Source organism: Rhodococcus wratislaviensis (genome assembly GCF_041228765.1).
GTDB lineage: Bacteria > Actinomycetota > Actinomycetes > Mycobacteriales > Mycobacteriaceae > Rhodococcus_F > Rhodococcus_F wratislaviensis.
Genome location: NZ_CP150488.1, coordinates 1,461,229 through 1,486,764, shown reverse-complemented (window position 1 = coordinate 1,486,764; position 25,536 = coordinate 1,461,229). Strand labels below are relative to the sequence as shown.

Below are 25,536 nucleotides of genomic sequence, written 5' to 3'. Positions count from 1 at the left end.
GCCCAGCCGTATCGACGCAAGCCCGGATGCGAAGGCGGACACCGCCAGCGGGTACACCGATCGACAGCGCAGAGTGACTGAGAGAGAAAGCATTCGGCGATGCCCTCAGCCACCCGCAACTACGTCAGCGCGCCGACCCGACGTCGATCGGCACACGAGGTGCCGAACGGTGATCACCGACGATGGTTATCGCGCATTCCACTCGCGTACCGAGAAGTGAACGAACGACGGTGGGCTCGTCGATACTCTTCTCGTCGCCGCTCTGTTCGTCGAGGGAACCGTCCTCTTCGGGAACTCCGACGGCTGCCTTCGGTTCGCGCGTAGCCAACCAGCACAAGATTGCCCCGAAGCACACCACGGCGGTTCCCACCCAGAACGTGAGGCCGAGTGCCGTGGCCAACATCAACGATGAGAATGCGGCTGACAGTACGGGCGTGAAATACGAGGCAGCGGCGAGCAATGTCATGTTTCCGCGAAGGATTCCGACATTCCACAGCGCATAGCCGAAGCCGATCGCGCACGCCGCCACCAACGTGGCCGCGATTGCGGTGAAGCTGAGGTGCATGGGTTCGCGACCCGAAAGGAGGTACATGCACCAGAACGACACGGCCGTCAGCACGAAGAACGGAGTGATGCCGTTGTTCCCGTTTGCGAACATCTTGGTGACGGTGCAGTACCCCGCCCAGATCAGTGCGCCGGCGAACGCGAGAGCGTAGCTCAGGGGATTCGAGCGCACGTTGTCGACAGTGCCTGTGATGTCCAGTCCGGCGTCACCGCCGAGTACGACTGCAATGCCGACTACCGACAATGCGATGCCGGGCAGTATCAGGCGCGACGCCTTCTGTCCCGCGAACACGATCGCAAACACCACCGTCAGGCTGGGCCACAGATAGTTCACGATTCCGACTTCGATTGCCTGCCTTGGAGTGTCCGCCAATCCGATGGCAAGGGCGAAGCACACCTCGTACGCGGCAAACATCACGGCACCTGTGACGAGATACGCCCGGCTGAAGTCTTTGAACTTGGGCCATCCCACAGTCACCGACAACAGCATCGCACAGCACGAGTAGATCATCGCAGCGCCGCCGATCGCGCCCAGGCTATCGGTGACGAGACGGATCATTCCGACCATCGAACTCCACAACACAATCGCCAACAGCCCCGCCGCGGTGGCACTTCGGCTCGACTTGGTCGCTCTCACAACAACACTCCTCCTTTGCCGTGCTCGCAAAACTCTCGGTGAGATCGTCACTCGTACCGGTTCGATCGGGATGCGCCGAGTTCGGGCGCCGTCGCCAGTCGCCGGAAGGTGAACCACTACTGCAACCGACGATGCGGTTGCAATCGACGGTGAATGACACTGCCGCTTACAGTGCGGTAACACGAATGTAATCTGTGATCACATGAGGGACAAGGCCTTCGTCGAGTGAGACATACCACTGTCGGGGTACGGAAAGCTCAGACTGATTGCACTCGCGCAGATTTCAACACTCGCGCGCCCGAAGAGCGCGAAACTTCCTTCGGGCCCTTGTTCTTTCAGGTTCTCGATCTCATGCGGGATCGACACTGAGACCCGGTGACACGTACTGCGCAGCGGCCACCACCCGTTCGACCGGACGAACCTCAGTGGCAGGGCTCGGCACCCGTGAACTCGGTCGGGAAAAAGTGATGAACATCGGTGACGTGGTCACGTAGCCGGCGGCAGGCGTCACCGGGCAGGACCTGTAGGCGGGCGAGAGCCACCGGATCGGCGTCGTCCCCGTCGACGATCTCGACCGGTCCACGGGCCGACGGCACGCACCATGCACGAACGCTGCGGACAGCCGAGCGTGCGCGTGTAGGTCGAGCCCATTTCGATCTCCTCGGAATTTGATATATCAGTCCAAGACTACAGGGCTATCAGCATCACGCAAACGCGAGGCCGATCACAACTTCCCACTTGTGTGATCTGTGATCACACTTTATTCTGAATTGAGCGGGTATGACCGGCATCACTGTCAGCCCAGAGAACGACGCGTCCGAACTGCGAGTTTTGCACAGAACCTTGCACGGCCGGATGGCGCGTCCCGAATCACGAACTTGCCACGAACTCGCCCCCAACTTCCGGCGAGAGACAAGGCCCCAGTGAAGGAGATATCGAAGTGCGAGATGTAGTTGTAGTCGGCGCCGGCCTGGCCGGCCTGTCGGCGGGCTGGCGTTTGCGTCACTGGGACACGCTTGTGTTGGAGTCCGATGAGCGCGTCGGTGGACGTATCCGTTCCGAACGTCGCGGATCGTATTGGCTGAACTGGGGTGGCCACGTGTTCGCCGGTCCCGGATCGTCCACTGAAGCCCTGCTCAACGAGGCCGGGGTGATGTCGGTCGACATTCCCGGGTCGCTGCAGGCCCTTTCGATGAACGGGAAGTTCCTTCGCAAGGGACACATCGCCACTTACCCGTTCCGGATCCCGATGTCACTCTCGGCACGCGTCGCGACCATGCGCGCCGGCATGAAGGTCGTTGCGGGCGTCGGCAAGTACACCGGAGTGGTACGCAAGCGCGCCGGTGAGTCCGGCGCCATGCGCCAGCAGCGGATCTACGACTTCGCGAACGACGAATCCTTCCTCGACTTCGTCGGGGACTTGCCGGAGGACGCGGCTGCGCTGTTCAAGACCACTGTCACCCGGTCGGCTGGAAACATGGACCAGATCTCGGCGGGCGCAGGCATCGGATACTTCAGCCTGGTGCTCGGCTTCGGGCAGGGTCTCAGCCGCGGCATCGTCGGCGGGCCGTCCACCCTCACCGAAGCCCTCGCCGCGTCGCTGGGCGAGCGCGTTCAGTTGGGTGCCGCGGTGCAGGAGGTCGTGCACAAGAAGGACTCGGTGCTCGTTCGCTACCGCCAGGACGGACGCGACCACGAAGTCGAGGCGCGAACGGTCGTACTGGCCACGACCGCGGACGTGTCCCACCGGGTCGGTGTCGATCTGCCGCAGGATCTGCGCGACGCACTTTCTCAGATCAAGTACGGCCCCCACGTCAGCTCGGCGTTTCTCACCGACGAAACGACGAAGCGTCCGTGGGACGACATCTACGCCATCGCTGCCCCCAAGCGTTCGTTCGCCATCGCGCTCAATCAGGCAAGTATCGTCCGCGGCACCGAGTCGGTCCGGCAGCCCGGCGGCAGCTTCATGACATTCTCGCCCGCCGCTCTCGGCAGTGCACTGCTCGACAAGAGCGACGACGAAGTGGTGAACACCCACCTCGCCGACCTCGAACAGATCCTCGGGCCCGGGTTCTCCGACACGGTCGTGGAGGCAAAAGCCGCCCGGTGGAAGAACGCGTCACCATACAGCTTCCCCGGTCGCGCAAAGCTTCAGCCCACGTTGACACGCGGAGCCGGTCGAGTCTTCCTGGCCGGCGACTATCTCGGAACGCTCTACACGGAAACCTCGATCACCTCAGGGTTCTCCGCTGCTCAGGAGGTCACCAGCGTGCTCGCCACCCATCGTCAGACTCGTCGACCTGATGGGCTCACCGTGCACGCCGCCAGCGCCTGACCTTCCCAACACCAGAACATTCCTCAACGATCCAGGAGTCATTTTCATGTCCAAGCAACTCAGCGGTGTCCTCACAGCATTGACCACCCCGTTCGACGCCGACGAACTCATCGATGTGGACAAGCTGAAGCTCGTGGTGGACCGCTCGATCAAGGCCGGCGTCGACGGAGTCGTCGCGGCAGGATCGACCGGTGAGGTCGGGGCTCTGTCGTCGGACGAGCGCCTGCGACTCGTCGACACCGTCATCGAGCACACCGACGGCCGGGTGCCCGTCATCGCCCAGACCGGTGCCACGACGACCGCAGAGGCCATCCGGCTCTCCCGCGCCGCCGAAAAGTCCGGCGCCGACGTGCTCATGCTGATCACACCGTTCTACGAGCCGCTCTCGACCGAAGAGACGGTGGCGTACATCAAGGACGTCGCGTCCGCAGTCGAGTTGCCGATCATGCTGTACAACATCCCCGCGGTCACGGGTGTGAACCTCGACCCCAGCACTGTCCGCTCGCTGGCCGAAGACGTCGACAACATTCGGTACATCAAGGACTCGAGCGCGAACTGGGAACAGGCACTGCAGCTGATTCACCACCACAGCGACGTGATCGGCACCTTCATCGGCTGGGACTCCTACATCTACAGCGCTCTCGTCGAGGGCGCCGCCGGAGTCATGGCCGGTGCCGCCAACGTCGTCCCGGAGCAGATCGTCGCAGTGAACCGGCTCATCGCCGACGGCGACCTGCACGGCGCACTCGCCAAATGGCGCGACCTGTACCCGGTGATCGACGCGATGATCTCCGTTCCCTTCATCTCTGCCGTCAAGGCAGGTCTCGCTCTGCAGGGCGAACCGGTAGGAGCGCCCCGCCGGCCCACCGCAGAACTGCCCGCAGCGCAGATCGAGCAGATCGGACGGGCGCTGAAGACCCTCGCAGAGCGGACAGCGTAGATCATGGCGGGCCTCGACTGGGCCGAGATACTCACCAGAGTGGCGGACGCCATCTGGGGGCCGATGGCCTACGTCGTCCTCGGTCTCGGGGTGGCGTACACCGTCGCCACCAGAGGCATTCAGTTCCGACGCATCCCGGACATGATCCGGCAGCTGAGGGAAACCAGCGAAGGCGAAGGAGGACTGTCCTCCTTTCAAGCACTGGTACTCGCGCTCGCCAGCCGTGTGGGAGTCGGAAGCATCGCGGGTGTCGCAACGGCAGTCGGCGGTGGTGGACCGGGAGCCCTGCTGTGGATGGCCGTGACGGGTCTGGTCGGTTGTACCGTCGGTTATGCCGAGGCAACTCTCGCGCAGGTGTTCAAACGTCAGGTGGAGGACGAGGACCGGAAGAAGGCCAACGAAGACATCGGCGGCATGCCGTACTACATCAAGTACGGACTGAAGCTTCCCAAGATCGCAGGGCTCGTTGCGTTTCTCGGACTCGTCGGCTACGGCTTTCTGTTCCCCGGATTTCAGGTCAGCACCATTGCCTCGAGCGCGCAGCTGGCATTCGGAACACCGACCTGGGTGCCGGCAGCGTTGATCACCGCCCTGATCGCTCTGGTGATCCTCGGAGGCACCACCCGAATCGTCAAGGTCACACAGACTCTCGTACCGATTCTCGCAATCGGATACCTGACGCTGGCGATGGCGGTGATCGCCGCGAACATCGAAAATGTGCCGGATGCGATCAAACTCATCGTGAACTCGGCGTTCGGTATCGACCCTGTGCTGGGCGGCATCGCAGGCGCTGCAGTCGCATGGGGCGTGCGCCGGGCAGTCTTCGCATCAGCGAACGGAATCGGCGAGGCGACATTCGCCGCCGCGGCGGCGCGGACGTCGCACCCCGGCAAGCAGGGCCTCGTCCAGACGTTCAGCATCTACATCGACGTTCTGCTGATCTGCATGGCGACCGGGCTGATGATGGTGGTGTCCGGCCAGTACAACGTCTCCGATGGTTCGGGCGGTTACCTCGTACAGAACCTTCCGGGCATGGAGGCCGGTCCGAACTGGGTCCAGAAGGCCATCGACACACTGGTTCCCGGATGGGGCGCAGCGTTCATCGCAGTTGCCGTGTTCCTGTTCGGCTTCACCTGCCTCATCGTGTACTACTACGTGGCCAACTCGAATCTGTTGTTCCTGCTGAACGGGCGGAAGGGGCCGGTATCCAAGCTGGTCCTCAAACTCGGCACGCTCGTGATCGTGTTCGTGGGTTCCATTGTGAACGCAGGCCTCGTCTGGGCAATCGGCGATATCGGGCTGGGGCTCATCGCCTGGATCAACCTCATGTGCCTGGTATTGCTCTTCCCGCTCGTCCGCCGGGTGTACCGCGACTACGAACAACAGAAGAAACAGGGACTCGACCCCACCTTCGATCCGACATCTCTCGGCATCGAAGGAGCCGAGTTCTGGGAATCGAACACCGTCACCGGACACAGCGTCTCTCGTTGAGGCGTATCCGCTACTCCCCAGTCGATCTTGGAGGTTCATCCAGATGCCCAACACCACTCTCACCGGACAGGTCGCCGTCAGCCGAGCACCTGGTGGTTCATTGAACGTCCGGGACGACCTGCCACCGACCCAGCACTACATCGCAGGAGCGTTCGACGCCGTCGACCACTCCGGCCCCCGCACCGACGTCGTCGACCCGAGTACCGAACAGGTCATCGCCGCGGTACCCCAGGGGACCGCCGCCGATGTCGACCGCGCAGTCGCAGCCGCGGTCGCGGCCAAGGACAGCTGGGCCAGGCTTGTTCCCAAGGAACGCTCCACTCTGCTTCACCGCATCGCGGACAGAATCGAGCGGAACTCCGAGGTGCTCGCACGGCTCGAATCTGCCAATACTGGAAAGCCTTTCGAAGTTTCGAACGACGACGTCGCCGGTACCGTCGACACCTTCCGGTTCATGGCGGGCGCACTGCGGGCGACCACGTCGATGGCCGCCGGAGACTACGCAGAGAACCACCTGTCCGTCATCCTGCGAGAACCGCTCGGTGTGGTCGGCGTCGTGACCCCCTGGAACTATCCACTGCTGATGGCGGCGTGGAAGATCGCTCCGATCCTCGCGGCCGGAAACACGGTGGTGATCAAGCCGTCCGAACAGACCCCTCTGACAACACTGAAATTCGCCGAACTCGTCGGTGACCTGCTTCCTGCGGGCGTGCTCAATGTGGTGTCCGGACTCGGAGCGACCGTGGGAGCACGGCTGACCGAGCATCCCGACATCGATATGATCGCCCTGACCGGATCCGTCGGCAGCGGCAAAGCCGTCGCACGTGGGGCCGCAGACACGCTCAAGCGCGTCCATCTCGAACTGGGCGGCAAAGCACCCGTAGTGATCTTCGCCGACGCCGACCTCGACGACGCCGCGGTTTCGCTGCGTGCGGCGAGCTACTGGAACTCGGGCCAGGAATGCGGTGCAGCATGCCGGATCCTCGTGCACGAGTCGGTCGCCGAGGCGTTTACCCGGAAGCTGGTCGAACAGGTGAGCACGTTCGTGGTCGGCGAGCCAGGAGCAGGTGACACCGTGGAAATCGGCCCTCTGGTGTCGAAGGCGCACTTCGAGCGGGTCACCGCGTATCTAGAACGTGCTGCGCAGCAGGGAATCACCGCCGCAATCGGTGGAGCTGCACTGGACGGACCCGGTTACTTCGTTGCACCGACCGTGCTCGTCGGTGTACCCGACGGCGCCGAATGCGCTCGCGAAGAGATCTTCGGGCCCGTGGTCACCGTCGAGACCTTCACCGACGAGGACGAGGCGATCCGCCGCGCGAACGACGTCCCGTTCGGTCTCTCGGCGTCGGTCTGGACCGAGAACGCCCGGCGCAGTCACGAAGTCGCCGCGCGGATCGACGCCGGAACGGTGTGGGTCAACTCCCATCTCGTGCTGGCCAACGAAGTTCCGTGGGGTGGGTTCAAAGGATCCGGTTACGGACGCGACCTGTCGATCTACGCCCTCGACGACTACTCCCGCACCAAACACGTCATGCACAACCACGGTCGATAAATTCACACTGCGGCTCGTCCGTGCCCCCGCAGAAGGACTCGACTCTGTTCTCTGCGGGGGCCGGTAGCTGCAATCGCGTGTCCGGCATCGTCCACCGGGAGAACGCCGACGGCATTGCCCGCTCAGACAATCCGGACAAGATCGGAGTCGTCATGAAGACAACCGCTCTGACCACATACCTCTACGCACCCTCGGCCGATCTGTGGGATTGGCAGTTGAGCGCCAACTGCCGGAGCATGGGAACCGATCTGTTCTTCTCCCCCGAGGGCGAGACGCGGGAGGCCCGCAGATACCGGGAAAACTTCGCCACCCGGATCTGCCAGACCTGCCCGGTCCTCGAGCAATGCCGCACTCACGCGCAAACGGTGCGCGAGCCGTTCGGGATATGGGGTGGCACCACGGAGTCCGAGCGCCGGTGCGGGAGCGACGCCAGGCCTGGATCGGTGGCGGCGGACGCCGCAACGGGTGGGCGCACAACCCGCCCCGCCGCACGGCGCCTGACGGTATCGGGCAGCCACCCGGGGCCGGGAAGACGTACCCGGCAAGCGTCGTCACCGTCGACGGTCCGATGACGTCCCTGCGCGAACAGAACTGCACTCCCTGACTCGGGGGCATCACACCCATCCGCTCGATCGCCGCGCTCTGATACGCCGTGGTGACGGCACAGCGCTGGACGACGACGCTGCCGTCGCGCTCACCCAAGCGCATTCCCCCAGCCCACAAGGGTCCGGACCGGTCGGCACTAACGCGGCCGGCGGCCTGAATTCGCCGACGCCGGGCCGTCGAGACTTGCGTCCGTGTAATTTGACAACCTCTTGCGTGATCTGTGATCACAAATTAGGCTGAGACGTGGCTCACAGCAGAGGGCCAGGTACATCAGCCGCGAGCCGCCACCTTCGGGTTCGCCGCACTGGTTCGGCTATACGAAGATCCCGATTCGCTTCGCGACGCTGCGGGGAACGCCCCGGCTCCGAACGGTCGAGTTCGACACCCTCCTGCCGCACCGACCTCCGTATCACCGTCAACTAGGAGCGCGATATGACAACAAACCCGTTGGACGACGCACCGCTGTCCAGATTCCACAAAAAGCTCGCGGTGTTCTCATCGGGAGGGCCGTTCCTCGACGGTTTCGTCCTGTCCATCATCGGGGTTGCCATGGCGCAGTTCGCCGATCAGTGGGGTTTGTCATCGATCGAGCAGGGACTTGTCGGGGCATCGTCGCTGGTAGGAATCCTGCTTGGTGCCTACGCCGGAGGATGGCTCACCGACAAGTTCGGGCGTGAAATTCTGTTCACGATCGACTTGATCGCCATCATCGTGTTCTCGGTGGCGCAGTTCTTCGTTCAGGACGTGGTCTGGTTGATCATCCTGCGTCTGCTGATCGGGATGGCTGTCGGCGCGGACTACCCGATCGCAACTTCGCTCCTGACCGAGTTCACGCCACGTAAATACCGCGGCCCGTTCCTCGGCGCATTCGTTGCCATGTGGTTCGTCGGAGCGGCAGCTGCATACGTGGTCGGCGAGGTCCTCGCTCGAACCGGACATGAGGATGCTTGGCGCTGGATGCTCGCCAGCGCGGCGGTACCGGCAATTCTGATCGTCGTCGCTCGAGTCGGCACGCCCGAGTCCCCCCGCTGGCTCATCAGCAAGGGAAGGAACGACGAGGCGAACGAGGTGCTGCGCAAGGTCTTCGGACCAGGAGTCAGCATCGCCGACTTGCCCCAGGAAGAGGACTCGAACGTCAGCGTCAAGGATCTGCTGCGATCGGGCTACGGAAAGCGGATGGCCTTCATTACCCTGTTCTGGACATGCTCGATCGTCCCGTTGTTCGCCGTCTATGCATTCGCCCCGACCATTCTTGCTGCACTCGAACTCGAAGGCGATGCCGCGCACTTCGGGTCAGCGGTGATCACGATCCTGTTCCTGGTCGGCTGCGTCGTCGCACTGCTGCTGGTGAACCGAATGGGCAGGCGGCCGCTTCTCATCCACAGCTTCCTGTGGTCCGGTATCGCGCTGCTCATCCTCGGACTCTTCCCCGGGGCGCCGAGCATGATCATCATGGCCCTGTTCGCCGTGTACGCAGTGGTCATCGGCGGCAGCCAGATCTTGCAGTGGGTGTACCCGAACGAGCTGTTCCCCACCGAGATTCGCGGTTCCGCGGTCGGTATGGCATCGTCGCTCAGCCGTATCGGCGCAGCAATCGGCACCTTCCTGGTGCCCCTGTCGCTCACCGGTATCGGGATCGGACCCACCATGCTGATCGCTGCGGCCATCACCCTGATCGGCGCAGTCCTGTCGCAGTTCATGGCACCCGAGACCAGGGGAATGTCCCTCACCGAGTGCGCCGCCCTGACCACCACACGCTCAGCCCTGCCTACCCCTTCCGTGGTCTAGACCGCGGAACACCCTGAGCAGCACCGCAGTGGTGTGGACCGCACGACACATGTGCAGCCCACACCACTGCGGTGATTCTCGTTCATCGAGGTGTCCCACGGAGGCTACAGAGCGGTCGTCTGCGCTGCCAGGAGCGCTTTGATACGGTCCGTCGCGTCGACGAGGGAAGCGTCGTTCACCGCTGCGGCGGCCGCAACGTCGTTCTTGCTCGCGGCGGCGACGAGGTCCCGCTGATACCTCCACAGCGAGTCGTCCACGGCCGTGTCCAGAGTTCCATTTGCGCCGACAATCTTGTAAGCGCGGCAGTGGACCCATAGAGTGCGAATCGTCTGCAAAAGAACAGGATTCGCCGCGGCGGCATACAGAATCGTCAGCATGGCCTCGTCGTGGTCGAGGTAGGCGACGACACGTCCTTCGTCGATGGCCGCGCGCATCAAGTCGTATTCGGCCTGCATCTTCTCGCAGTCATCGGGGGTGATCCGCTGCGCGCCCAGCTGCGCTGCCTCGATTTCGAGGAGACGGCGGACGTCGTAGACGTGGATCAGCTCCGCGAGTGTCAGGCCCTTCACGACTGCCCCTTTGTGCGGGACGCGTTCCGCCAGCCCGGCCTCCTCGAGACGTCTGATCGCCTCTCGCACCGGCAGGACACTGGTTCCCACTTGCTCGGCGATGTCCCGCACACGCAGGCGGTACCCGGCCGGCAACTCGCCGTTGACGACCGCTTCGCGGAGCGTGAAGTAGACCTGATCGCTCAGCAGCGTCGGCTCGGCGAGCTTGGATGTGACCACAGATCACATCTTAGCTGGCGAGGTGACGACGCCGGCCCCCAGAGGGGCGAGGCAGTCAACTCGTCACGGCAGCGTCGATCCCGAGGTTCCGCCACCGCGGAGGTCGCGATCGACGCCCACGTGTCCACACTCACGTGCGCAAAACGGATAGCCCTCCGTGCGAACAGCGCGCTGACCAGGACAGATAGCAACAGAATCCGCGGCTACTCCCGGCGCATAGCGGATTGCTCCTTCCAGTGACGCCCCTCACACTTGTAACCAAGGAACCCTGATATTCAGCGATCAGCTGTCGCAGGTCTTGCGTACTTCCCGGCCGCAGTGAGGTGGCCGCCTGAACGAGGAGCAGTCAAGAATGACCCGTACCCTTCCCCCTGGCGTTTCCGACGAGCGATTCGACGCAGCGCTCCAGCGCTTCCGCGACGTCGTGGGTGACAAGTGGGTCCTGTCGACCGCCGACGAACTCGAAGCGTTCCGCGACCCGTACCCGGTCGGCGCTGCCGAGGCCAATATGCCGTCGGCCGTCGTCTCACCGGAGTCGACCGAGCAGGTACAGGACATCGTCCGGATCGCCAACGAGTACGGCATCCCCCTCTCCCCGGTCTCGACCGGAAAGAACAACGGTTACGGCGGCGCCGCCCCGAGGCTGTCGGGTTCGGTGATCGTCAAGACCGGCGAGCGGATGAACAGAATCCTCGAGGTGAACGAGAAGTACGGTTACGCACTGCTCGAACCCGGGGTCACCTACTTCGACCTGTACGAGTACCTCCAGAGCCACGATTCCGGCCTGATGCTCGACTGTCCCGATCTGGGATGGGGCAGCGTCGTCGGAAATGCCCTGGACCGCGGGGTCGGATACACCCCGTACGGCGATCACTTCATGTGGCAGACGGGTCTGGAAGTGGTTCTGCCGCAGGGCGATGTGATGCGCACCGGCATGGGCGCACTCCCCGGCAGCGACGCGTGGCAACTGTTCCCCTACGGGTTCGGCCCCTTCCCGGACGGCATGTTCACCCAGTCCAATCTCGGGATCGTCACCAAGATGGGGATCGCCCTGATGCAGCGGCCGCCCGCGTCGCAGTCGTTCCTGATCACGTTCGACAAGGAGGAGGATCTGGAGCAGATCGTCGACATCATGCTTCCGCTACGCATCAATATGGCTCCGCTGCAGAATGTTCCGGTGCTGCGCAACATCTTCATGGACGCGGCCGCGGTGTCGAAGCGCACCGAGTGGTTCGACGGCGAGGGGCCGATGCCGGCCGAGGCGGTCGAGAGGATGAAGAAGGATCTCGATCTCGGATTCTGGAACTTCTACGGCACCCTGTACGGACCTCCGCCGCTGATCGAGATGTACTACGGGATGATCAAGGAGGCGTTCGGCAAGATTCCCGGCGCCCGTTTCTTCACACACGAGGAACGCGACGATCGCGGTGGGCATGTGTTGCAGGACAGGCACAAGATCAACAACGGCATCCCCAGCCTGGACGAACTGCAACTGCTCGACTGGGTGCCCAACGGCGGGCACATCGGGTTTTCCCCGGTGTCGGCGCCGGACGGCCGTGAGGCGATGAAACAGTTCGAGATGGTCCGCGCTCGCGCCGACGAATACGCCAAGGACTACGCGGCGCAATTCATCATCGGACTCCGCGAGATGCACCACGTGTGCCTGTTCATCTACGACACGGCGATCCCCGACGCTCGTGAGGACATCCTGCAGATGACGAAGGTCCTCGTCCGGGAGGCCGCCGAGGCCGGTTACGGCGAATACCGCACCCACAACGCCCTGATGGACGACGTAATGGCGACGTTCGACTGGGGTGACGGTGCGCTGCTGAAGTTCCACGAGAAGATCAAGGATGCCCTCGACCCCAACGGCATCATCGCGCCCGGCAAGTCCGGTGTGTGGCCGCAGCGGTTCCGTGGCCAGAACCTCTGACGCCCCATACGACTCAGTGCGCGGGCGTCTCGGCCAGGGCGATCCGGCAGCGGCTGAGGTAGCCGCGGAACGCTTCGCGCTGACGAACACTCATGTCGGCGAGCATCTGTTCCTCCAGCCCGCAGATGCTCGTGTCGTACTCGGCGAGAAGGTCCAGAGCCTCCGCGGTGAGGCTGGTGAGCATGCGGCGGCGATTGGCGGGGTCGACGCGCCGGGTCACCAGTCCGCGGCGCTCGAGCGCGGAGAGCATCTCGCCCATCGTCTGCGCGGTGACGAAGGAATTTCGTGCCAGCTCGGCGGACGACAACCCGTCACGCCGGCGCAGGACGGTCAGCGCCGTGTACTGCAGTGCGGTGATGCCCATCGGCCGCAGCAGGGCATCCATGTGGGATCGGATCGCCAGTTCGACCTGCTTGATCGCGTACAGCAGGGTCGGCGAGGCGTCGTGCGGGTACTCCCCGTCGAGCGGTGTCTCGTCGATCTCGTCCGGAAGGTCCGCCGTCATCGTCCACTTCTCCCCGCGCCTCGGGCTGGAGGCCCACGAGCTCGGACCTCAGGTTTCCTGACTATCTTAGGTCGCCCGAGCCGGGTTCGACCGCAACGACAAACACAAGGAACCCTGCCGAATACTGTCGGCAGGTCACACGAATCGAAGGCAGCGACATGACCGTCACCGACGACACCGTCCTCATTACCCGACCGCAGATCGGGCCACGTCAGCTGTTCATCGACGGGCAGTGGCGCGAGGCCGGCGCCGGGGAACGATTCGAGATCGTCGACCCCTCCACCGGGAAACCCGTCACCACCGTCGTCGAGGCGGACGCGGACGATGTCGACTCCGCCGTCCGCGCCGCACGTGCCGCGTTCGACGACGGCCGCTGGTCGGTACTGCCCGGCCGCGAACGTGCCCGGATCCTGCTCCGCGTCGCTGCGCTCGTCCGGGAACGGGCCGACGAGATCGTCGCCGTCGAGAGCGTCGACGTCGGCAAGCCCGTCTCGCTGTGCCGTCCGATCGACGTGGTGACCACCGCCGAACAGTACGAGTACTGCGCCGCGCTCGCGCAGACCGCGGGCGGATCGAACCGGGAGACGCCCCTCGCCGCCCACGCCTACACTCGCCGCGAACCACTCGGTGTCGTCGGCGCGATCACCCCGTTCAACTTCCCGCTCATTCTCAGTACGTCGAAGATCGCACCCGCCCTGGCCGCCGGGAACACCGTGGTCCACAAGCCCGCCGAGGACACCCCGCTGAGTGCCCTGCTGATGGCGGAGATCCTCACCGAGGCAGGGGTTCCCGCGGGTGTGGTCAACGTGGTCACCGGCAAGGGGTCGACCGTCGGCGAAGCCCTTCTGCAGCACAAGGGGATCGACAAGATCGCGTTCACCGGATCGACGGCCGTCGGCAGGCACGCCGCGGCCGTCGCCGGCGAGACCCTCATACCCGTCACCATGGAACTCGGCGGCAACGCCGCGCACATCGTCTTCGAGGACGCCGACGTCGAGAAGGCGATCGGCGCGATCATCAAGGGCTTCGTGTTCAACACCGGACAGTTCTGCATGGGCGGGCCGCGGCTGCTCGTGGCCCGGCCGCTCTACGAGACGGTGCTCGGCATCCTCGGCCAGGCCGTTCCCGTTGTGCCCGTGGGCGACCCGTTCGACCCGGCCACCGTCGTCGGACCGATGGCCGGGGACAAGCACGTCCGGAAGGTCGAGGAGTACGTGCAGATCGCCCGCGCCGACGGTGGCCGCATCGTCGCCGGTGGCGAACGCCTGGACCTGAACGGCGGCTACTACTACACGCCGACCGTCATCGCCGACCTGCCCAACAACTCCCGCGTCGTGCAGGAGGAAATCTTCGGGCCGGTACTCACCGTCCAACCGTTCGACACCGAGGACGAGGCGATCGCGCTGGCCAACAGCACCGAATACGGGCTCGCGTCGGGCCTGCAGACGGTCGATGTCGCTCGGGCGCACCGCGTCGCGGCCCGCCTGCAGGCCGGCATCGTGTGGGTCAACGACTGGGCGATGCTCGACCCCGCCGTCCCGTTCGGCGGCGTCAAGAACTCCGGATTCGGCCGCGAATACGGCCCGGAAGCCCTCGACTCGTACTCCAAGGTCAAGTCCGTCGTCATCTCCCTCGCCTAGCGCGCACCCACCACTCAGGAGCATCCATGACCACCAGCACCACAGCCGCCGTCGTCGAAACCGGCGGAGCGAAGTTCACCGTGTCCACCGTCGACCTCGACGAACCACGCCCCGACGAGATCCTCGTTCGCCTCGTCGCCGCGGGCCTGTGCCACACCGACCTCGGAGTGGCCTCGGGCGCGTTGCCGTTTCCACTGCCCGGCGTGCTCGGGCACGAGGGAGCCGGCATCGTCGAAAAGGTCGGCGGCGGCGTGACGACGGTCGACGTCGGAGATCACGTCCTCCTGTCGTTCAGCTCGTGCGGCTCGTGCGGAAACTGCCGCGACGGGCACCCCGCGTACTGCGCAACGTGGTTGCCGCTCAACCTGATCGGGGGCGGGCGTGCCGACGGCACCAGCCCCGTCAGCCGCGGCGGAGAGCCGATCGGTGGCCATTTCTTCGGGCAGTCGTCGTTCGCCCGGCACGCCGTCGTCGACGCACGCAGTGCGATCAAGGTCGATCCGGACGCCCCACTCGACGTGCTGGCGCCGCTCGGGTGCGGTGTGCAGACCGGAGTCGGGGCGGTGTGGAACGTGCTGAAGCCCCGCCCGGGGCAGACCGTACTCGTCACGGGGGCGGGCGCCGTCGGGTTGTCGGCGGTGATGGCCGCGGCTCTGACCCCGGCGTCGAAGGTGATCGTCGTCGACCGTGTTCCGGCGCGGCTCGATCTCGCTCGCGAACTCGGCGCGACACACGTGATCAACGCTGCCGAGGTCGACACCGCCGAGGAACTCGCGAAGATCATTCCCGGTGGCGTCGACGGTGCGGTCGAGACCACCGGCAACGTCGGGGTGCTGCGGACCGCGATCGACGCGCTCGCACCTCGCGGCACGGCCGTCATCGTCGGTGCACCGGCCTTCGGGACCGAGGTGCCGGTCGACGTCAACGCCATGATCCCGGGTCGCACCATCGTGGGTCTCACGCTCGGCGACAGCGAAACCCAGACCCTCATCCCCGTGCTCGTCGACCTCGTCAAGTCGGGCAGGCTGCCGATCGACCGCCTCGTCACGCACTACAGTTTCGACGACATCAACACCGCTGTCGCGGACATGACCAGCGGTGCGTCGATCAAACCGGTCCTCCGGTTCTGATCAGCGCGAAGTAATAGAACGCAGAGCCGCAGAGGGGCTTTCGCCGAACATCTCGCGGTACTGCCCCGCGAAGCGACCCAGGTGGTTGAAACCCCACCGGTACGCGATTTCGGCGACGCCTGCCGTCTCGGGGTCGGCCGCCAGCAGGTCGCCCCGGACCTTCCGCAGGCGGAGGTCACGCAGATAGCGCATCGGGGTGGTGTGCAACGACGTCTGGAAGCCGTGCTGCAGCGCCCGCAGACTCACTCCGACCGCGCCGGCGATCTCGAGGGCGGTCAACGGCTCGTCCGCGTGCGCCTCGATGTACTGCTTGGCGTGCTCGACCACCGCCGGGCAGGCGGGGGCGACGGTCGCCGCCAACTGCTCGCTGTAGTCGTGCCGCGACGCCAGGAGCAGCGACACGATCACGCTCTGCGTCAGCGGCGCCAGCAGTAGCGGGTGACGGAAGAGGGCGTCGGTGTCGCGCAGTTGCACCGACAGGGCCTGCATCACGGACCACCACTGCTGCCCGTGCCCGGTGGTGATGTCCAGCGCGAGGTCGAAGGCGATCGGATTGCGGATCGGACGTCCGAGGAGCAGTGCGAGTTGCTCCTCGACGGCGCGGCGTTCGATCTTCATCCCCAGGATCCGCCGGGTCTCCTGCCCCCAGCCCTGGAGCACCGATCCGCGGTCCGCGCGGTACACGGCGGCGCACGATGGGGTCGCGATGATCCGGTCGGCGCCCGAACTCGTCTTCAACCGGCCGCTCACCGGCACATTGACCTGATACCAGTCCTGGAGTTCGCCGGTCTCGATCTCGACCTCGGTGTCGTAGGACAGCCAGCCCATCGTGACGGGGCCCAACTCGGCGGCGTCGAGGTGTATGCCGAAGCTCTGCTGATCACCGAGAACTTCCACGGAGTGCGGGTAGAACAGTCGCCCACCCACGTGGCGCGCCTCTTCGACGTCTCGGCTGACGAGAGAGACAGACGCTGGGCCGCCGACAGAGGTGGACATTCCACAATGAGACCAGAGTCACATCACGATTGCAAGGTTTCCTTATCTTGAAATCTGTCAAGGACAGTTCTGAAACTGCCCGGTCGGGCAGTACCCCCACCAGCCGGTCCAGGGGCATACTTGGCCGGCTCGGGGGTTTCCGCAGACGATACGGAGAAACTGATGCTCGACCGGCTGTACGCCGCTGTCCTCGCCGTTGCCGGCCTCGGCTACGGGGGATACATCCTCCTCGACGAGCTGACCGGAGGCTCGGACACACCCGGCGAGGACGACCATCACCTCCGCCGAGAATCCTCCGAGCACGTGTCCACGGCATAACGTCTCCGTGGAGCGTCGTCAGGGGAACAGACCCCGCGCCTCGTGCGCCTCCGCTACCTGCCCCACACCGATGACGTGGGCACCGCGCCGCAGCGTCAGGAATTTCGAGGTACGACACGACCACCCCGCCTGCGTTCGCCAGGATGTCGGGCACCACGGTGACGCCGTTGCTCTGCAGGATGGCGTCGGCCTGGGGTGACGTCGGCCCGTTGGCGCCTTCGACGATCATGCGGGCGCGGACATCGGCGGCATTGTCCGCGGTCAGGACACCGTCCATCGCGGCGGGCACGAGAACGTCCACGTCGAGGCCGAGTAGTTCCCGGTTGCAGGGAGCGACCGGCTCACTGGTCGACGGTGAGGCCCTTCGCTTCGAGCACCTGAGCGAGATTGCTGACCTGGATCGGGGTCTCACCCTTCTTGTACCGCTCGATGTAGGTGGCCTCGGCGGCGTCGCGCTCGCGGGAAGCGTCGATGGCGAATTGGACCTCGTCACGTCGCACGACGACGACACCGTCGCAGTCACCCTTGATCACGTCGCCGGGATAGATGATCTGACCGCCGAACACCAACGGCTGATTGACCGGACCGAGGGATTCCTTCACCGTTCCCTCGATGCACACGTGCTTGGAGAAGACGGGAAAACCGAGTTCGCGGATCTCCCGGCTGTCCCGCACCCCGCCGTCCGTGACCAGTGCGCTGATGCCCCGGGCCACGCACGCATTGGCCAGCACGTCGCCGAACTGCCCCGCGGGCTGGTCGCCGGAGGACACGACGAGCACGTCACCGGGTTGCGCGTAGCTGATGGCAACCTGAAGCATGATGTTGTCGCGCGGATGACAGACGACCGTGAAGGCCGTTCCACAGAACGACATGTCGCGATCGATGGGCTTGATCCCCGAATCCAGTGCGCCCTTGCGGCCCTGGGCTTCGTGGATGGTGGCGGCCGAGTAGGCGCCGAGTCGGTCGATCGCGGCCTTGTCGGCGCGATCGATCTTGGTAGTGACGTGAACCATGGTGTCTCCGTGGGTCGTGTGATGGACGGGTGGGTCAGCTGAGCGACGCGACGGCCTTCTCGACGGCGGCGGCCGCGTTCCGCAGAACGTCCTCGGACGTGGCGAACGAGACCCGGAAATACGACTGGGCGCCGTATGCGGAACCCTGGATGGTGGCCACCGAGGCGTGGTCGAGGAGGAAGAGCACCACGTCCTGGTCGTTCTCGAGCAGGGTGCCGTCGGGAGTCCGCTTGCCGACGAGACCCGAGCATCCGACGAACAGGTAGAACGCACCCTGCGGCAGTACGGGCTCCAGTCCGTCTATACGGGAGAACAATTCGAAGATGACGTCCCGCCGTGCGCGATAGCTCGCGACGGACGTGGTGACGAAACTCTGATCGCCGGTGAGCGCCTCGGCCGCGGCGGCCTGACTGATCGATGACGGGCAGGAGGAACTCTGCGACTGCAGCTTGTTGATCGCGGCGATCAGGCCCTTGTTCCCGACGCCGTACCCCAGACGCCAGCCGGTCATCGCGTAGGCCTTCGACACACCGTTGGTCACCAGGATCCGATCGCGGAGATGCGGTGCGGTCGACAACAGGTTCGGCACGGGTGCGTCGGTGAAGACGATCTCGTCGTAGATCTCGTCGCACAGCACGTTCACGTGCGGGTTCCGGTCGAGGACCGTTGCCAGCTCCGCCAGTTCCTGCTCGCTGTACACCGCACCCGTCGGATTCGACGGCGCGTTGAGGATCACCCATTTCGTCGCGGGAGTGATGGCGGCGGCGAGCTTTTCCGCCGTGAGCAGGAACCGGTCGGACTCCGGGCAGTCGACGACGACGGGTGTCCCGCCGTGGACGGTCACCATGTCGGGGTACGACACCCAGTACGGCGCGGGCACGATTACCTCGGTGCCCTCCTCCACCGTCGCCATCAGTGCCAGGAAGATGACCTGCTTGGCGCCTCCGCCGACGGTGATCTCGTTGTCCGCGAATTCGACACCGGTCCGGTCGAGCATCCGCTTCGAGATCGCCTCCCGCAGTGCGGGAATTCCGTTCACGGGCGTGTACTTGGTGAGACCGGAGTCCATCGCGGCGACGGCCGCCGCCTTGATGTGATCCGGCGTGTCGAAATCGGGCTCTCCGACGGTCAGGTCGAGGATCTCACGCCCCGACGCCCGGAGCTCGCGAACCCGTTGCGCAGCTGCCACACTCGGTGACTCACGCATCTGGTCGACTCGTGCTGCTGGGACGAAGGTGGACATTGTTCCTCCTGGTAGAGGGCATGGGAACGAAAGGAAGCCGGGAAGTCGGGTGGTACCTTCCCACCCAGGCTAGCGGGGGTGCATCACGCCTGTACAAGACCGATTACTTGTCGGGTGATAGCCGTTCGGCATGGCTGTATTCAGAACGCCAGCAACACCTTCGCGGACGTGGACGCGTCCTTCGCGACGGCGAACGCCTCGAGGCCGTCTGCGATGCCGAACTCGTGACTGATCACCGGTTCGACGTTCAGGCTGCCGTCCGCCAGAGCGGCAAGGACCGAGTCGATCTCGTCGTTGAATCGGAAGGAACCGACGAGTTCGAGCTCCCGCGTGATGACGAGGGAGAGCGGTGCGGGCTGAAGACCCGTGGGGAGCAATCCGAGCATGACGACTCGGCCGCCGCGCGTCGCGCCCCGAATGGCCGACTCGAGCCCGAAGCGGTTACCGGAGCACTCGACGACGATGTCGGCGTCGACGGCCGCGATGCTCTCGGAGTCGGCGGCGTCCAGTGTCCGGTCGGCGCCGAGCGCCCGTGCGACCGTCCGGGGATATTCGTGCACGTCGACAGCGGTGATCTCCCGCGCGCCGGCCCGGCGCAGGACGGCCACCACGAGGGCACCGATGGGTCCGCATCCGACGACGAGAGCGCTCTTCCCCGACACGTCACCGGCGCGGGCCACGGCATGCCACGCGACGGCGGCGGGCTCCGCGACGGCAGCGGTGCGCAGCGGCAGGTCCGGCGGCAGCGGCCGCAGCATTCGGGACGGCAGAACCGCATACTTCGCGAATGCCCCTTCGGTGTGGGGGAATTGCGCTGCACTGCCGAGGTACGTACATCCGGGCGAGAGGTTCGGACGATCCTCGGGGAACCTGGCGCCGCGACCTCCGGGGGTGGCGGGATGCACGGCTACGTGTTCACCCGCCGCGGGCCCGCTGCCATCCGCCGCGGCCTGCACCACCGTTCCCACCACTTCGTGGCCGAGCAGCATGGGCGCCTTCAGAATCGACTCACCCGCCGCCCCGTGCGTCCAGTAGTGCAGGTCGGATCCGCAGATCCCGCCGTATGCGATCTCGACGACCGTCTCGGACGATTCGGGCCGGCGCAGCGGCACCGATTCGATGCGCAGGTCTCCCGCGGCGTGCGCCACCACCCCGAGGGTTTCGGCGGGCAGCGGAGCGCCGGACTCGCGCTGTGCAGTGTTCACCGCGGGTCTCGATCGTTGCGCCGGACGAAGTCGAGTCCACCCGGCACCTGAAATGTGGGCATGATTTCGATCAGGCCGAGATTGACGTGGCGCGGGGCGTCGATCGCGAACTCGATCGTGTCGGCGATGTCCTTGGTCGTGATGGATTCGAAGCCTTCGTAGTACGTCTCCCACGCCTCCTTCATCGCCTCCGGCGACCCGCCCAGGTTGCGCCCGAAGATCTCGGTTTCGACTCTGCCCGGGCAGATCTCGGTCACACGGATGCGCTTGCCGATGGTGTCGTTGCGCAGTTGTCGCGAGATCTGGTGCACCGCGGCCTTCGTGGCGTGGTAGGCGGTGTGGCCGTAGAAGTTGTACAGGCCGGCGATGGAGCTGATGTTGACGATGTGGCCGAGGTCCCGCTCCACCATTCCCGGCATCAGCAGCCGGCACAGGTGCAGCACCGCACGGAGATTGACGTCCACCATGGCGTCGACCGAGTCCGCCGAGGCGTCCAGGATGTTGCCGGTGGCCGATACTCCCGCGTTGTTGATCAGCACGTCGATCTCGAGCCCCTCGACGGCGGCGCTCAGTACGTCGATGTCTGTGATGTCGACGGCGAGCGGGATCATTCCCGTCGTGGCCGCGACCTCGTCGAGCCGTTCCTTGTTGCGGGCCACACCGTAGACGGTCAGTCCGCGCTTGGTCAGGATCTCGGTGACCGCGGCGCCCATTCCGGTGTTGGCGCCGGTGACGAGTGCCGTCCGGTAGTCGTTGAATGGCATAACGCTCCCTTGCCTTGCTGGTGGTGAAAGTTGGTACAGCCCGATGGTCTTCGAGTGGTCAGGAGACCACCGGGCCGAGTCTGGGTCCGTCAGAGCGTGTCGCGGAGAGGCACGTGCGCCCGGTCGGTGATGGTGCTGACGGCGATGAGGGTTCCCACCGCGGTGACGACGGCATAGACCGCGGGAACGTAGATTCCGAACTGAGGAATCAGCCACGTCATGAGCAGGGGTGCCGTGCCGCCGAAGACCGCCGAGGAGATGTTGTAGCCAAGCCCGTACGCCGAGTACCGGACCCGGGTGGGGAAGAGTTCCACGATGAGGATGTGGATGACGGCGGTGTGACCGGCGAAGATCACCGCCATGATGCATGCGCCGAGCACCGCGAGCACGAAATTGCCGGTCGCGATCAGCGCGTAACAGGGGATGGCGCCGATGGCCATGGCGATCGCGGCGCCGGCGATGACCTTCTTTCGTCCGACGCGGTCCGAGAGAGCACCCATGAACGGAATGGCGACGCAGATCGCCACGAGACTCGCCGCGGTCACGAGCAGGGCGGTGCCGGTCGAGAAGCCGATGTTGTCGCCCTTGAGGAACGTCGGCATGTAGGAGAAGAGCACGTAGTAGCCGGAGCCGTTCATCAGCGGGATGAACAGCGCGAGCAGCATCGCCTTGCGATGCTCGGGGGTCGCGAACGCTTCCTTCAACGGGTTGCGGGACAGTCCGCCTTCCGCCTTGAGCTTCTCGAAGTTCGGGGTGTCGCTGATCGCCCGCCGGATGTACCAGCCGATGATGCCCATCGGGATCGCGACGAGGAACGGCACACGCCAGGCCCAGCTGGCCGGACCGCCGCCGTTGATGGCGGCCTCGTTGAGCCACGGTGACATCGCGAACGCCACCAGCGTGCCCGTGAGCAGCGCCAGGAAGGACGCGATCTGGGCGTAGCTGGTGATGAGTCCGCGCTTGCCCTCCGGTGAGTGCTCGGCGAGGAAGGTCATGGCTCCCGCCGCCTCGCCGCCCACGGAGAATCCCTGCAGGATGCGCAGGAGGATCAGCAACGCGGGTGCGGCGACGCCGATCGCGGCGTAGGTCGGGAGAATGCCGATTCCCGCGGTGGCGACGCTGATCAGCATGATGACGAAGACGAGCATCTTCTGCCTGCCGATCCTGTCGCCCAGGATGCCGCAGACGACCGCGCCGAGAGGTCGCACGAAGAACGAGATCGCGTAACCGGCGAAGACGAGCATCAGCGCGTCACTCGACTTGGAGACGTCGAAGAAGACTATGGCCAGGCCGGTCGCCATGAAGGCGAAGATGCCGTTGTCGTAGAGCTCGACGAAGATGCCCACGCAGCCTGCGAGAACGACTTTGCGTAGCTGGCGGGGTTGCACCTCGTGTTCGGCCGTGTGCCCGGCCGTGTCGGGTGAGATCGCGTTGGTCATGCTGACTCCATCTGGGGTACCGAGCTGTGCTGGGCAAATGTCGTTTCTGTGTGAAGGGGGATCCGAAGACTGGCGAACGCGTTCGCCACGCGGGAGCGAAGAAGATCGATCGAGCGTCGTTGTGTCCGGTACGCGTCCACGGCTTCGGGGACGGTCACCTTCCGGAACCGGACCTCCTGGCCGGGTCGGGCCTGGCCGAGCTGGGACAGAGCGGTGGCGGTCACGACCGCGAGCACCGGGTATCCGGCGGTCACCCCTCGTCCACGATGCAGAACGAGGATCTCGTCGCCGGCCGGAACCTCGACCGCACCGATCGGAACCCCGCGGGAGAGCACCTCAGTCGACCGATCCCGCCGGGGAACGGGGCTGCCCGGATCGGTCGGCGTGAGGCGGAGACCGATGTGATTCGAGTTGTCGCCGATGACGAAGGGGGTCTCGAACAATCGGGCGGAGGTCGAGCCGAATTCGTGGACGTCCGGACCATCCGTCACGTCGATGGACCAGCATCCGGTGAAGGCCGCGGGCCGGGCGCCGAGCCGGAACAGCGGCATCCGGAAATGCGGGTGGTCGATCGGCGGTCCGTCGACGTCGATGGCGACGGACTCGCCGACCGTCAGTTGCCGGCCGAAACCGAGAACCGAGTCGGGGGCGCAGCTACCGAGCAGGTAGGGCGCGTCGATCGTTCCGTGCACGGCGAGGTAGACCCTGAGTCCGTCGCGGATTCCGCGGACGGTGAGTTCTTCGCCCGCGGTCCACACGAACGGCTCCCACTGGGGGCGGGTGACACCCCCGACCCGTACCTCCGCCGGTGCACCGGTCACCGCGACGAGCAGGTCGATGCTCGCGACGGCGCCGAAGTCCATGGCGACCACCTCGAGCAGGGGTGCCGTGCGCGGGCTCCCGACCAGTGCGTTCGCCACGTCGGCGCTGTACTGGTCCGAGGCTCCGCCAGTCATCTGGCCGAACCGGGACGCCCGGAGCCGGCCGAGGTCCTGGATCGAGGTCAGGCCGGGGGTCGTGACGGTGATCGATTCAGCCATGACGAACCCCCTCGTACGTCGACCACTCGGCCGCGGTGATCGGAACGAAGAGGAACGTGTCGCCGGGCCGGAAGTCGGACAGTGGGTCCGTCGCCGGATCGACGATGGTCAGCGGTGTCCGACCGATCACCGGCCAGCCTCCCGGCGCGGGACGCGCGGAGACGACAGCCTGCCTGCCCGCGACTGCGACCGCGCCTGCCGGTACGTGCGGCCGCGGAATCGTGCGGCGGGGGACGGGTCGCGGGAAGGCGGGACCGTCCAGCATCGGGGCGCCGCCCGGGGAACCGAAGCAGCGCATGGTCAGTGGGCCTGCGCCGTGCAGCCGGATCACCTCGGCGGGTGAGAGTTCGAGGTGTGCTGCCACGTCGTCGAGGTCGGGGCCGAATTCTCCCCCGTAGACGACCGGGATCTCGAACTGCCGCGGGCCACGCGTCGCGGCATCCGCTGGGAGCTCGATCAGTCGTTCGACGTGCGCACGAATGGCGTCGTGGGTGGTTGCGCCACAATCGAATTCAACCAGCAACGCGTCGTACGTGGGAATGATGCCGGTGACCGCGACGTCGTCGCCGCGTGCGGCGAGTGCGGCGGCAACCGTGTGGACCACCTGCCAGCGCTCCTCGGCATCCGGGGACAGCGACGTCAGACGTACCGCGGAGTCTCCGCAATCCGAGAGGACGAACTCCCGGCGCGGCCGGATGCACGTCACGCCGGACACGACGCGGACTCCTTCTCTTCCTTGGCTGCTTCCTTGGCCGCGAGGACCTCCGTCACCGGGGCGATGACGACGCCCGCACACAGAAGCGCCTCCCGGATCGCTCGCGCGTTGCGTACGGCGTCGGCGCCGTCACCGTGCAGCAGCACCGTGTCGGCCTCGATCGGGATGCGTGTGCCGTCGACGGCCTCGACCACGCCCTCGCTCACCATCTGCACCGTGCGCGCCACCAGCGCATCCTGGTCGTGAATCACGGCACCGGGCTCGGACCGCGGCACCAGGGTGCCGTCCGAGCGGTACGCGCGGTCGACGATGGCGACGATCGCGACGCGAATCCCACGCTCACGGGCATGGTCGGCGAGTTCACCGTCCTGGGCGAGCACGATCAGCCGCGGGTCGAACGCCTCCATCGCGTCGACGACGGCGCGTGCGTAATCCTCCCGCGTGGCGACGAGGTTTCCCAACCGGCCGTGCGGTGCGATGTGCGCGAGCGTCGTGCCGTGCGCTGTCGCGAAGGCGTGCAGCGCACCGATTTGGTACAGAACGTCCGTGCGGACCTCCTCCGCGGTGAGGTCCATCGCGCGCCGGCCGAACCCTGCCAGATCGGGGAAGCTGGGGTGCGCGCCGATACCGATTCCACGGGCGACGCATCCTCGGACCGTCGCGTCCATGGTCCTGGGGTCACCGGCATGGAATCCGCACGCGACGTTGGCGGACGTCAGCACGTCGAGCAGCGCGTCGTCGTCGCCCATCGTCCATGCGCCGAAGCTCTCGCCGAGGTCGGCGACGAGATCGATCTTGACAGTCACGGTGCCTCCCATGGGGACCTGCAGTGGAACCGCTGGTGCAGTTCCTGTGAACTTTCGATGTAAACGGACGCTACGCAGGATCCGG

At 65.5% G+C, this 25,536-nt stretch carries 23 protein-coding genes and 1 pseudogene; 10 read left to right on the top strand and 14 right to left on the bottom strand.

Annotated features, from left to right (window positions below; genetic code table 11):
- Nucleotides 1–124 precede the first annotated feature (124 nt).
- Together yddG and WKC72_RS06655 are read right to left on the bottom strand one after the other, a co-directional pair.
- A complete protein-coding gene (gene yddG, locus WKC72_RS06660; RefSeq protein ID WP_128640785.1) occupies nt 125–1,201 on the bottom strand; it encodes an aromatic amino acid DMT transporter YddG in 1,077 nt (358 codons plus the stop codon).
- Between the two features lie 422 nt (nt 1,202–1,623).
- Nucleotides 1,624–1,797: a hypothetical protein gene (locus WKC72_RS06655; RefSeq protein ID WP_268789044.1), complete on the bottom strand. Its 174-nt coding sequence runs from the start codon at nt 1,795–1,797 to the stop codon at nt 1,624–1,626.
- A 344-nt stretch (nt 1,798–2,141) separates the two neighbouring features.
- Here WKC72_RS06655 and WKC72_RS06650 point away from each other — a divergent pair, with 344 nt between their 5' ends.
- From WKC72_RS06650 to WKC72_RS06625, 6 genes are all read left to right on the top strand, one after another.
- Nucleotides 2,142–3,536 (top strand): NAD(P)/FAD-dependent oxidoreductase, encoded by a 1,395-nt coding sequence (locus WKC72_RS06650; protein WP_370182104.1) that lies wholly within the window; start codon nt 2,142–2,144, stop codon nt 3,534–3,536.
- A gap of 46 nt (nt 3,537–3,582) precedes the next feature.
- Nucleotides 3,583–4,476, top strand: coding sequence for a dihydrodipicolinate synthase family protein (locus WKC72_RS06645; RefSeq protein WP_037242668.1), 894 nt, complete (start codon nt 3,583–3,585; stop codon nt 4,474–4,476).
- Between the two features lie 3 nt (nt 4,477–4,479).
- The gene (locus WKC72_RS06640; RefSeq protein WP_370182103.1) at nt 4,480–5,967 is read left to right on the top strand and encodes an alanine/glycine:cation symporter family protein; all 1,488 of its coding nucleotides are present in this window, start codon (nt 4,480–4,482) and stop codon (nt 5,965–5,967) included.
- Between the two features lie 43 nt (nt 5,968–6,010).
- Nucleotides 6,011–7,522: an aminobutyraldehyde dehydrogenase gene (locus WKC72_RS06635; protein ID WP_370182102.1), complete on the top strand. Its 1,512-nt coding sequence runs from the start codon at nt 6,011–6,013 to the stop codon at nt 7,520–7,522.
- A gap of 152 nt (nt 7,523–7,674) precedes the next feature.
- Nucleotides 7,675–8,094, top strand: a complete 420-nt coding sequence (locus WKC72_RS06630; RefSeq protein ID WP_370182101.1) for a WhiB family transcriptional regulator — start codon at nt 7,675–7,677, stop codon at nt 8,092–8,094.
- A 466-nt stretch (nt 8,095–8,560) separates the two neighbouring features.
- A complete protein-coding gene (locus WKC72_RS06625; RefSeq protein WP_037242672.1) occupies nt 8,561–9,916 on the top strand; it encodes an MFS transporter in 1,356 nt (451 codons plus the stop codon).
- A 104-nt stretch (nt 9,917–10,020) separates the two neighbouring features.
- On the opposite strand, the gene WKC72_RS06620 is transcribed toward WKC72_RS06625, so the two are convergent.
- A complete protein-coding gene (locus WKC72_RS06620) occupies nt 10,021–10,704 on the bottom strand; it encodes a GntR family transcriptional regulator (RefSeq protein WP_268789039.1) in 684 nt (227 codons plus the stop codon).
- 352 nt (nt 10,705–11,056) lie between these two features.
- Here WKC72_RS06620 and WKC72_RS06615 point away from each other — a divergent pair, with 352 nt between their 5' ends.
- Nucleotides 11,057–12,637 carry an FAD-binding oxidoreductase gene (locus WKC72_RS06615; protein ID WP_370182100.1) on the top strand — a complete coding sequence of 527 codons (1,581 nt, stop codon included), beginning with the start codon at nt 11,057–11,059 and terminating at the stop codon, nt 12,635–12,637.
- Between the two features lie 13 nt (nt 12,638–12,650).
- On the opposite strand, the gene WKC72_RS06610 is transcribed toward WKC72_RS06615, so the two are convergent.
- Nucleotides 12,651–13,142 (bottom strand): MarR family winged helix-turn-helix transcriptional regulator, encoded by a 492-nt coding sequence (locus WKC72_RS06610; protein ID WP_128640778.1) that lies wholly within the window; start codon nt 13,140–13,142, stop codon nt 12,651–12,653.
- A 158-nt stretch (nt 13,143–13,300) separates the two neighbouring features.
- On the opposite strand from WKC72_RS06610, the gene WKC72_RS06605 reads away from it, so the two are divergent.
- Together WKC72_RS06605 and WKC72_RS06600 are read left to right on the top strand one after the other, a co-directional pair.
- Entirely contained in the window at nt 13,301–14,782 is a 1,482-nt protein-coding gene (locus tag WKC72_RS06605) for an aldehyde dehydrogenase (protein ID WP_370182099.1), read from the top strand.
- A gap of 26 nt (nt 14,783–14,808) precedes the next feature.
- Complete coding sequence (locus tag WKC72_RS06600; RefSeq protein ID WP_370182098.1) at nt 14,809–15,912, top strand: NAD(P)-dependent alcohol dehydrogenase; 1,104 nt, start codon at nt 14,809–14,811, stop codon at nt 15,910–15,912.
- On the opposite strand, the gene WKC72_RS06595 is transcribed toward WKC72_RS06600, so the two are convergent.
- Entirely contained in the window at nt 15,913–16,908 is a 996-nt protein-coding gene (locus WKC72_RS06595; RefSeq protein WP_200887768.1) for an AraC family transcriptional regulator, read from the bottom strand.
- Nucleotides 16,909–17,070: 162 nt separating this feature from the next.
- Between WKC72_RS06595 and WKC72_RS06590 the strand changes: the two genes are divergently transcribed.
- On the top strand, nt 17,071–17,226 hold the full coding sequence (locus WKC72_RS06590) for a hypothetical protein (protein WP_200887767.1): 156 nt from the start codon (nt 17,071–17,073) through the stop codon (nt 17,224–17,226).
- 18 nt (nt 17,227–17,244) lie between these two features.
- Here the strand turns inward: WKC72_RS06590 and WKC72_RS06585 are convergent.
- From WKC72_RS06585 to WKC72_RS06545, 9 genes and pseudogenes are all read right to left on the bottom strand, one after another.
- Nucleotides 17,245–17,551 (bottom strand): annotated as a pseudogene (locus WKC72_RS06585) (glutamate dehydrogenase); the annotation flags it as partial.
- Between the two features lie 16 nt (nt 17,552–17,567).
- Entirely contained in the window at nt 17,568–18,239 is a 672-nt protein-coding gene (locus WKC72_RS06580; RefSeq protein WP_037242687.1) for a 4-carboxy-4-hydroxy-2-oxoadipate aldolase/oxaloacetate decarboxylase, read from the bottom strand.
- A gap of 34 nt (nt 18,240–18,273) precedes the next feature.
- The gene (locus tag WKC72_RS06575; RefSeq protein WP_128640776.1) at nt 18,274–19,482 is read right to left on the bottom strand and encodes an aspartate transaminase; all 1,209 of its coding nucleotides are present in this window, start codon (nt 19,480–19,482) and stop codon (nt 18,274–18,276) included.
- Between the two features lie 140 nt (nt 19,483–19,622).
- Nucleotides 19,623–20,687 (bottom strand): zinc-binding dehydrogenase, encoded by a 1,065-nt coding sequence (locus WKC72_RS06570; RefSeq protein ID WP_370182097.1) that lies wholly within the window; start codon nt 20,685–20,687, stop codon nt 19,623–19,625.
- Nucleotides 20,684–21,451, bottom strand: a complete 768-nt coding sequence (locus WKC72_RS06565; protein ID WP_370182096.1) for an SDR family oxidoreductase — start codon at nt 21,449–21,451, stop codon at nt 20,684–20,686. Before WKC72_RS06565 ends, WKC72_RS06570 begins: the two co-directional genes overlap by 4 nt.
- A gap of 89 nt (nt 21,452–21,540) precedes the next feature.
- Nucleotides 21,541–22,890: an MFS transporter gene (locus tag WKC72_RS06560; RefSeq protein WP_370182095.1), complete on the bottom strand. Its 1,350-nt coding sequence runs from the start codon at nt 22,888–22,890 to the stop codon at nt 21,541–21,543.
- Entirely contained in the window at nt 22,887–23,930 is a 1,044-nt protein-coding gene (locus WKC72_RS06555; RefSeq protein WP_370182094.1) for a biotin-dependent carboxyltransferase family protein, read from the bottom strand. Before WKC72_RS06555 ends, WKC72_RS06560 begins: the two co-directional genes overlap by 4 nt.
- Nucleotides 23,923–24,645, bottom strand: coding sequence for an allophanate hydrolase subunit 1 (locus WKC72_RS06550; protein WP_128640773.1), 723 nt, complete (start codon nt 24,643–24,645; stop codon nt 23,923–23,925). The genes WKC72_RS06555 and WKC72_RS06550 overlap by 8 nt, the downstream gene beginning before the upstream one ends.
- Nucleotides 24,633–25,463 carry a LamB/YcsF family protein gene (locus WKC72_RS06545; RefSeq protein ID WP_370182093.1) on the bottom strand — a complete coding sequence of 277 codons (831 nt, stop codon included), beginning with the start codon at nt 25,461–25,463 and terminating at the stop codon, nt 24,633–24,635. The genes WKC72_RS06550 and WKC72_RS06545 overlap by 13 nt, the downstream gene beginning before the upstream one ends.
- Nucleotides 25,464–25,536 lie beyond the last annotated feature (73 nt).

Coding starts and splice junctions, on each gene's coding strand:
- WKC72_RS06630 (WP_370182101.1), top strand. CDS start 7,675: ATGAAGACAACCGCTCTGACCACATACCTCTACGCACCCTCGGCCGAT.
- WKC72_RS06580 (WP_037242687.1), bottom strand. CDS start 18,239: ATGGTTCACGTCACTACCAAGATCGATCGCGCCGACAAGGCCGCGATC.
- WKC72_RS06595 (WP_200887768.1), bottom strand. CDS start 16,908: ATGTCCACCTCTGTCGGCGGCCCAGCGTCTGTCTCTCTCGTCAGCCGA.
- WKC72_RS06615 (WP_370182100.1), top strand. CDS start 11,057: ATGACCCGTACCCTTCCCCCTGGCGTTTCCGACGAGCGATTCGACGCA.
- WKC72_RS06565 (WP_370182096.1), bottom strand. CDS start 21,451: ATGCCATTCAACGACTACCGGACGGCACTCGTCACCGGCGCCAACACC.
- WKC72_RS06575 (WP_128640776.1), bottom strand. CDS start 19,482: ATGTCCACCTTCGTCCCAGCAGCACGAGTCGACCAGATGCGTGAGTCA.
- WKC72_RS06545 (WP_370182093.1), bottom strand. CDS start 25,463: ATGGGAGGCACCGTGACTGTCAAGATCGATCTCGTCGCCGACCTCGGC.
- WKC72_RS06610 (WP_128640778.1), bottom strand. CDS start 13,142: ATGACGGCGGACCTTCCGGACGAGATCGACGAGACACCGCTCGACGGG.
- WKC72_RS06640 (WP_370182103.1), top strand. CDS start 4,480: ATGGCGGGCCTCGACTGGGCCGAGATACTCACCAGAGTGGCGGACGCC.
- WKC72_RS06635 (WP_370182102.1), top strand. CDS start 6,011: ATGCCCAACACCACTCTCACCGGACAGGTCGCCGTCAGCCGAGCACCT.
- WKC72_RS06605 (WP_370182099.1), top strand. CDS start 13,301: ATGACCGTCACCGACGACACCGTCCTCATTACCCGACCGCAGATCGGG.
- WKC72_RS06560 (WP_370182095.1), bottom strand. CDS start 22,890: ATGACCAACGCGATCTCACCCGACACGGCCGGGCACACGGCCGAACAC.
- WKC72_RS06555 (WP_370182094.1), bottom strand. CDS start 23,930: ATGGCTGAATCGATCACCGTCACGACCCCCGGCCTGACCTCGATCCAG.
- WKC72_RS06590 (WP_200887767.1), top strand. CDS start 17,071: ATGCTCGACCGGCTGTACGCCGCTGTCCTCGCCGTTGCCGGCCTCGGC.
- WKC72_RS06600 (WP_370182098.1), top strand. CDS start 14,809: ATGACCACCAGCACCACAGCCGCCGTCGTCGAAACCGGCGGAGCGAAG.
- WKC72_RS06645 (WP_037242668.1), top strand. CDS start 3,583: ATGTCCAAGCAACTCAGCGGTGTCCTCACAGCATTGACCACCCCGTTC.
- WKC72_RS06625 (WP_037242672.1), top strand. CDS start 8,561: ATGACAACAAACCCGTTGGACGACGCACCGCTGTCCAGATTCCACAAA.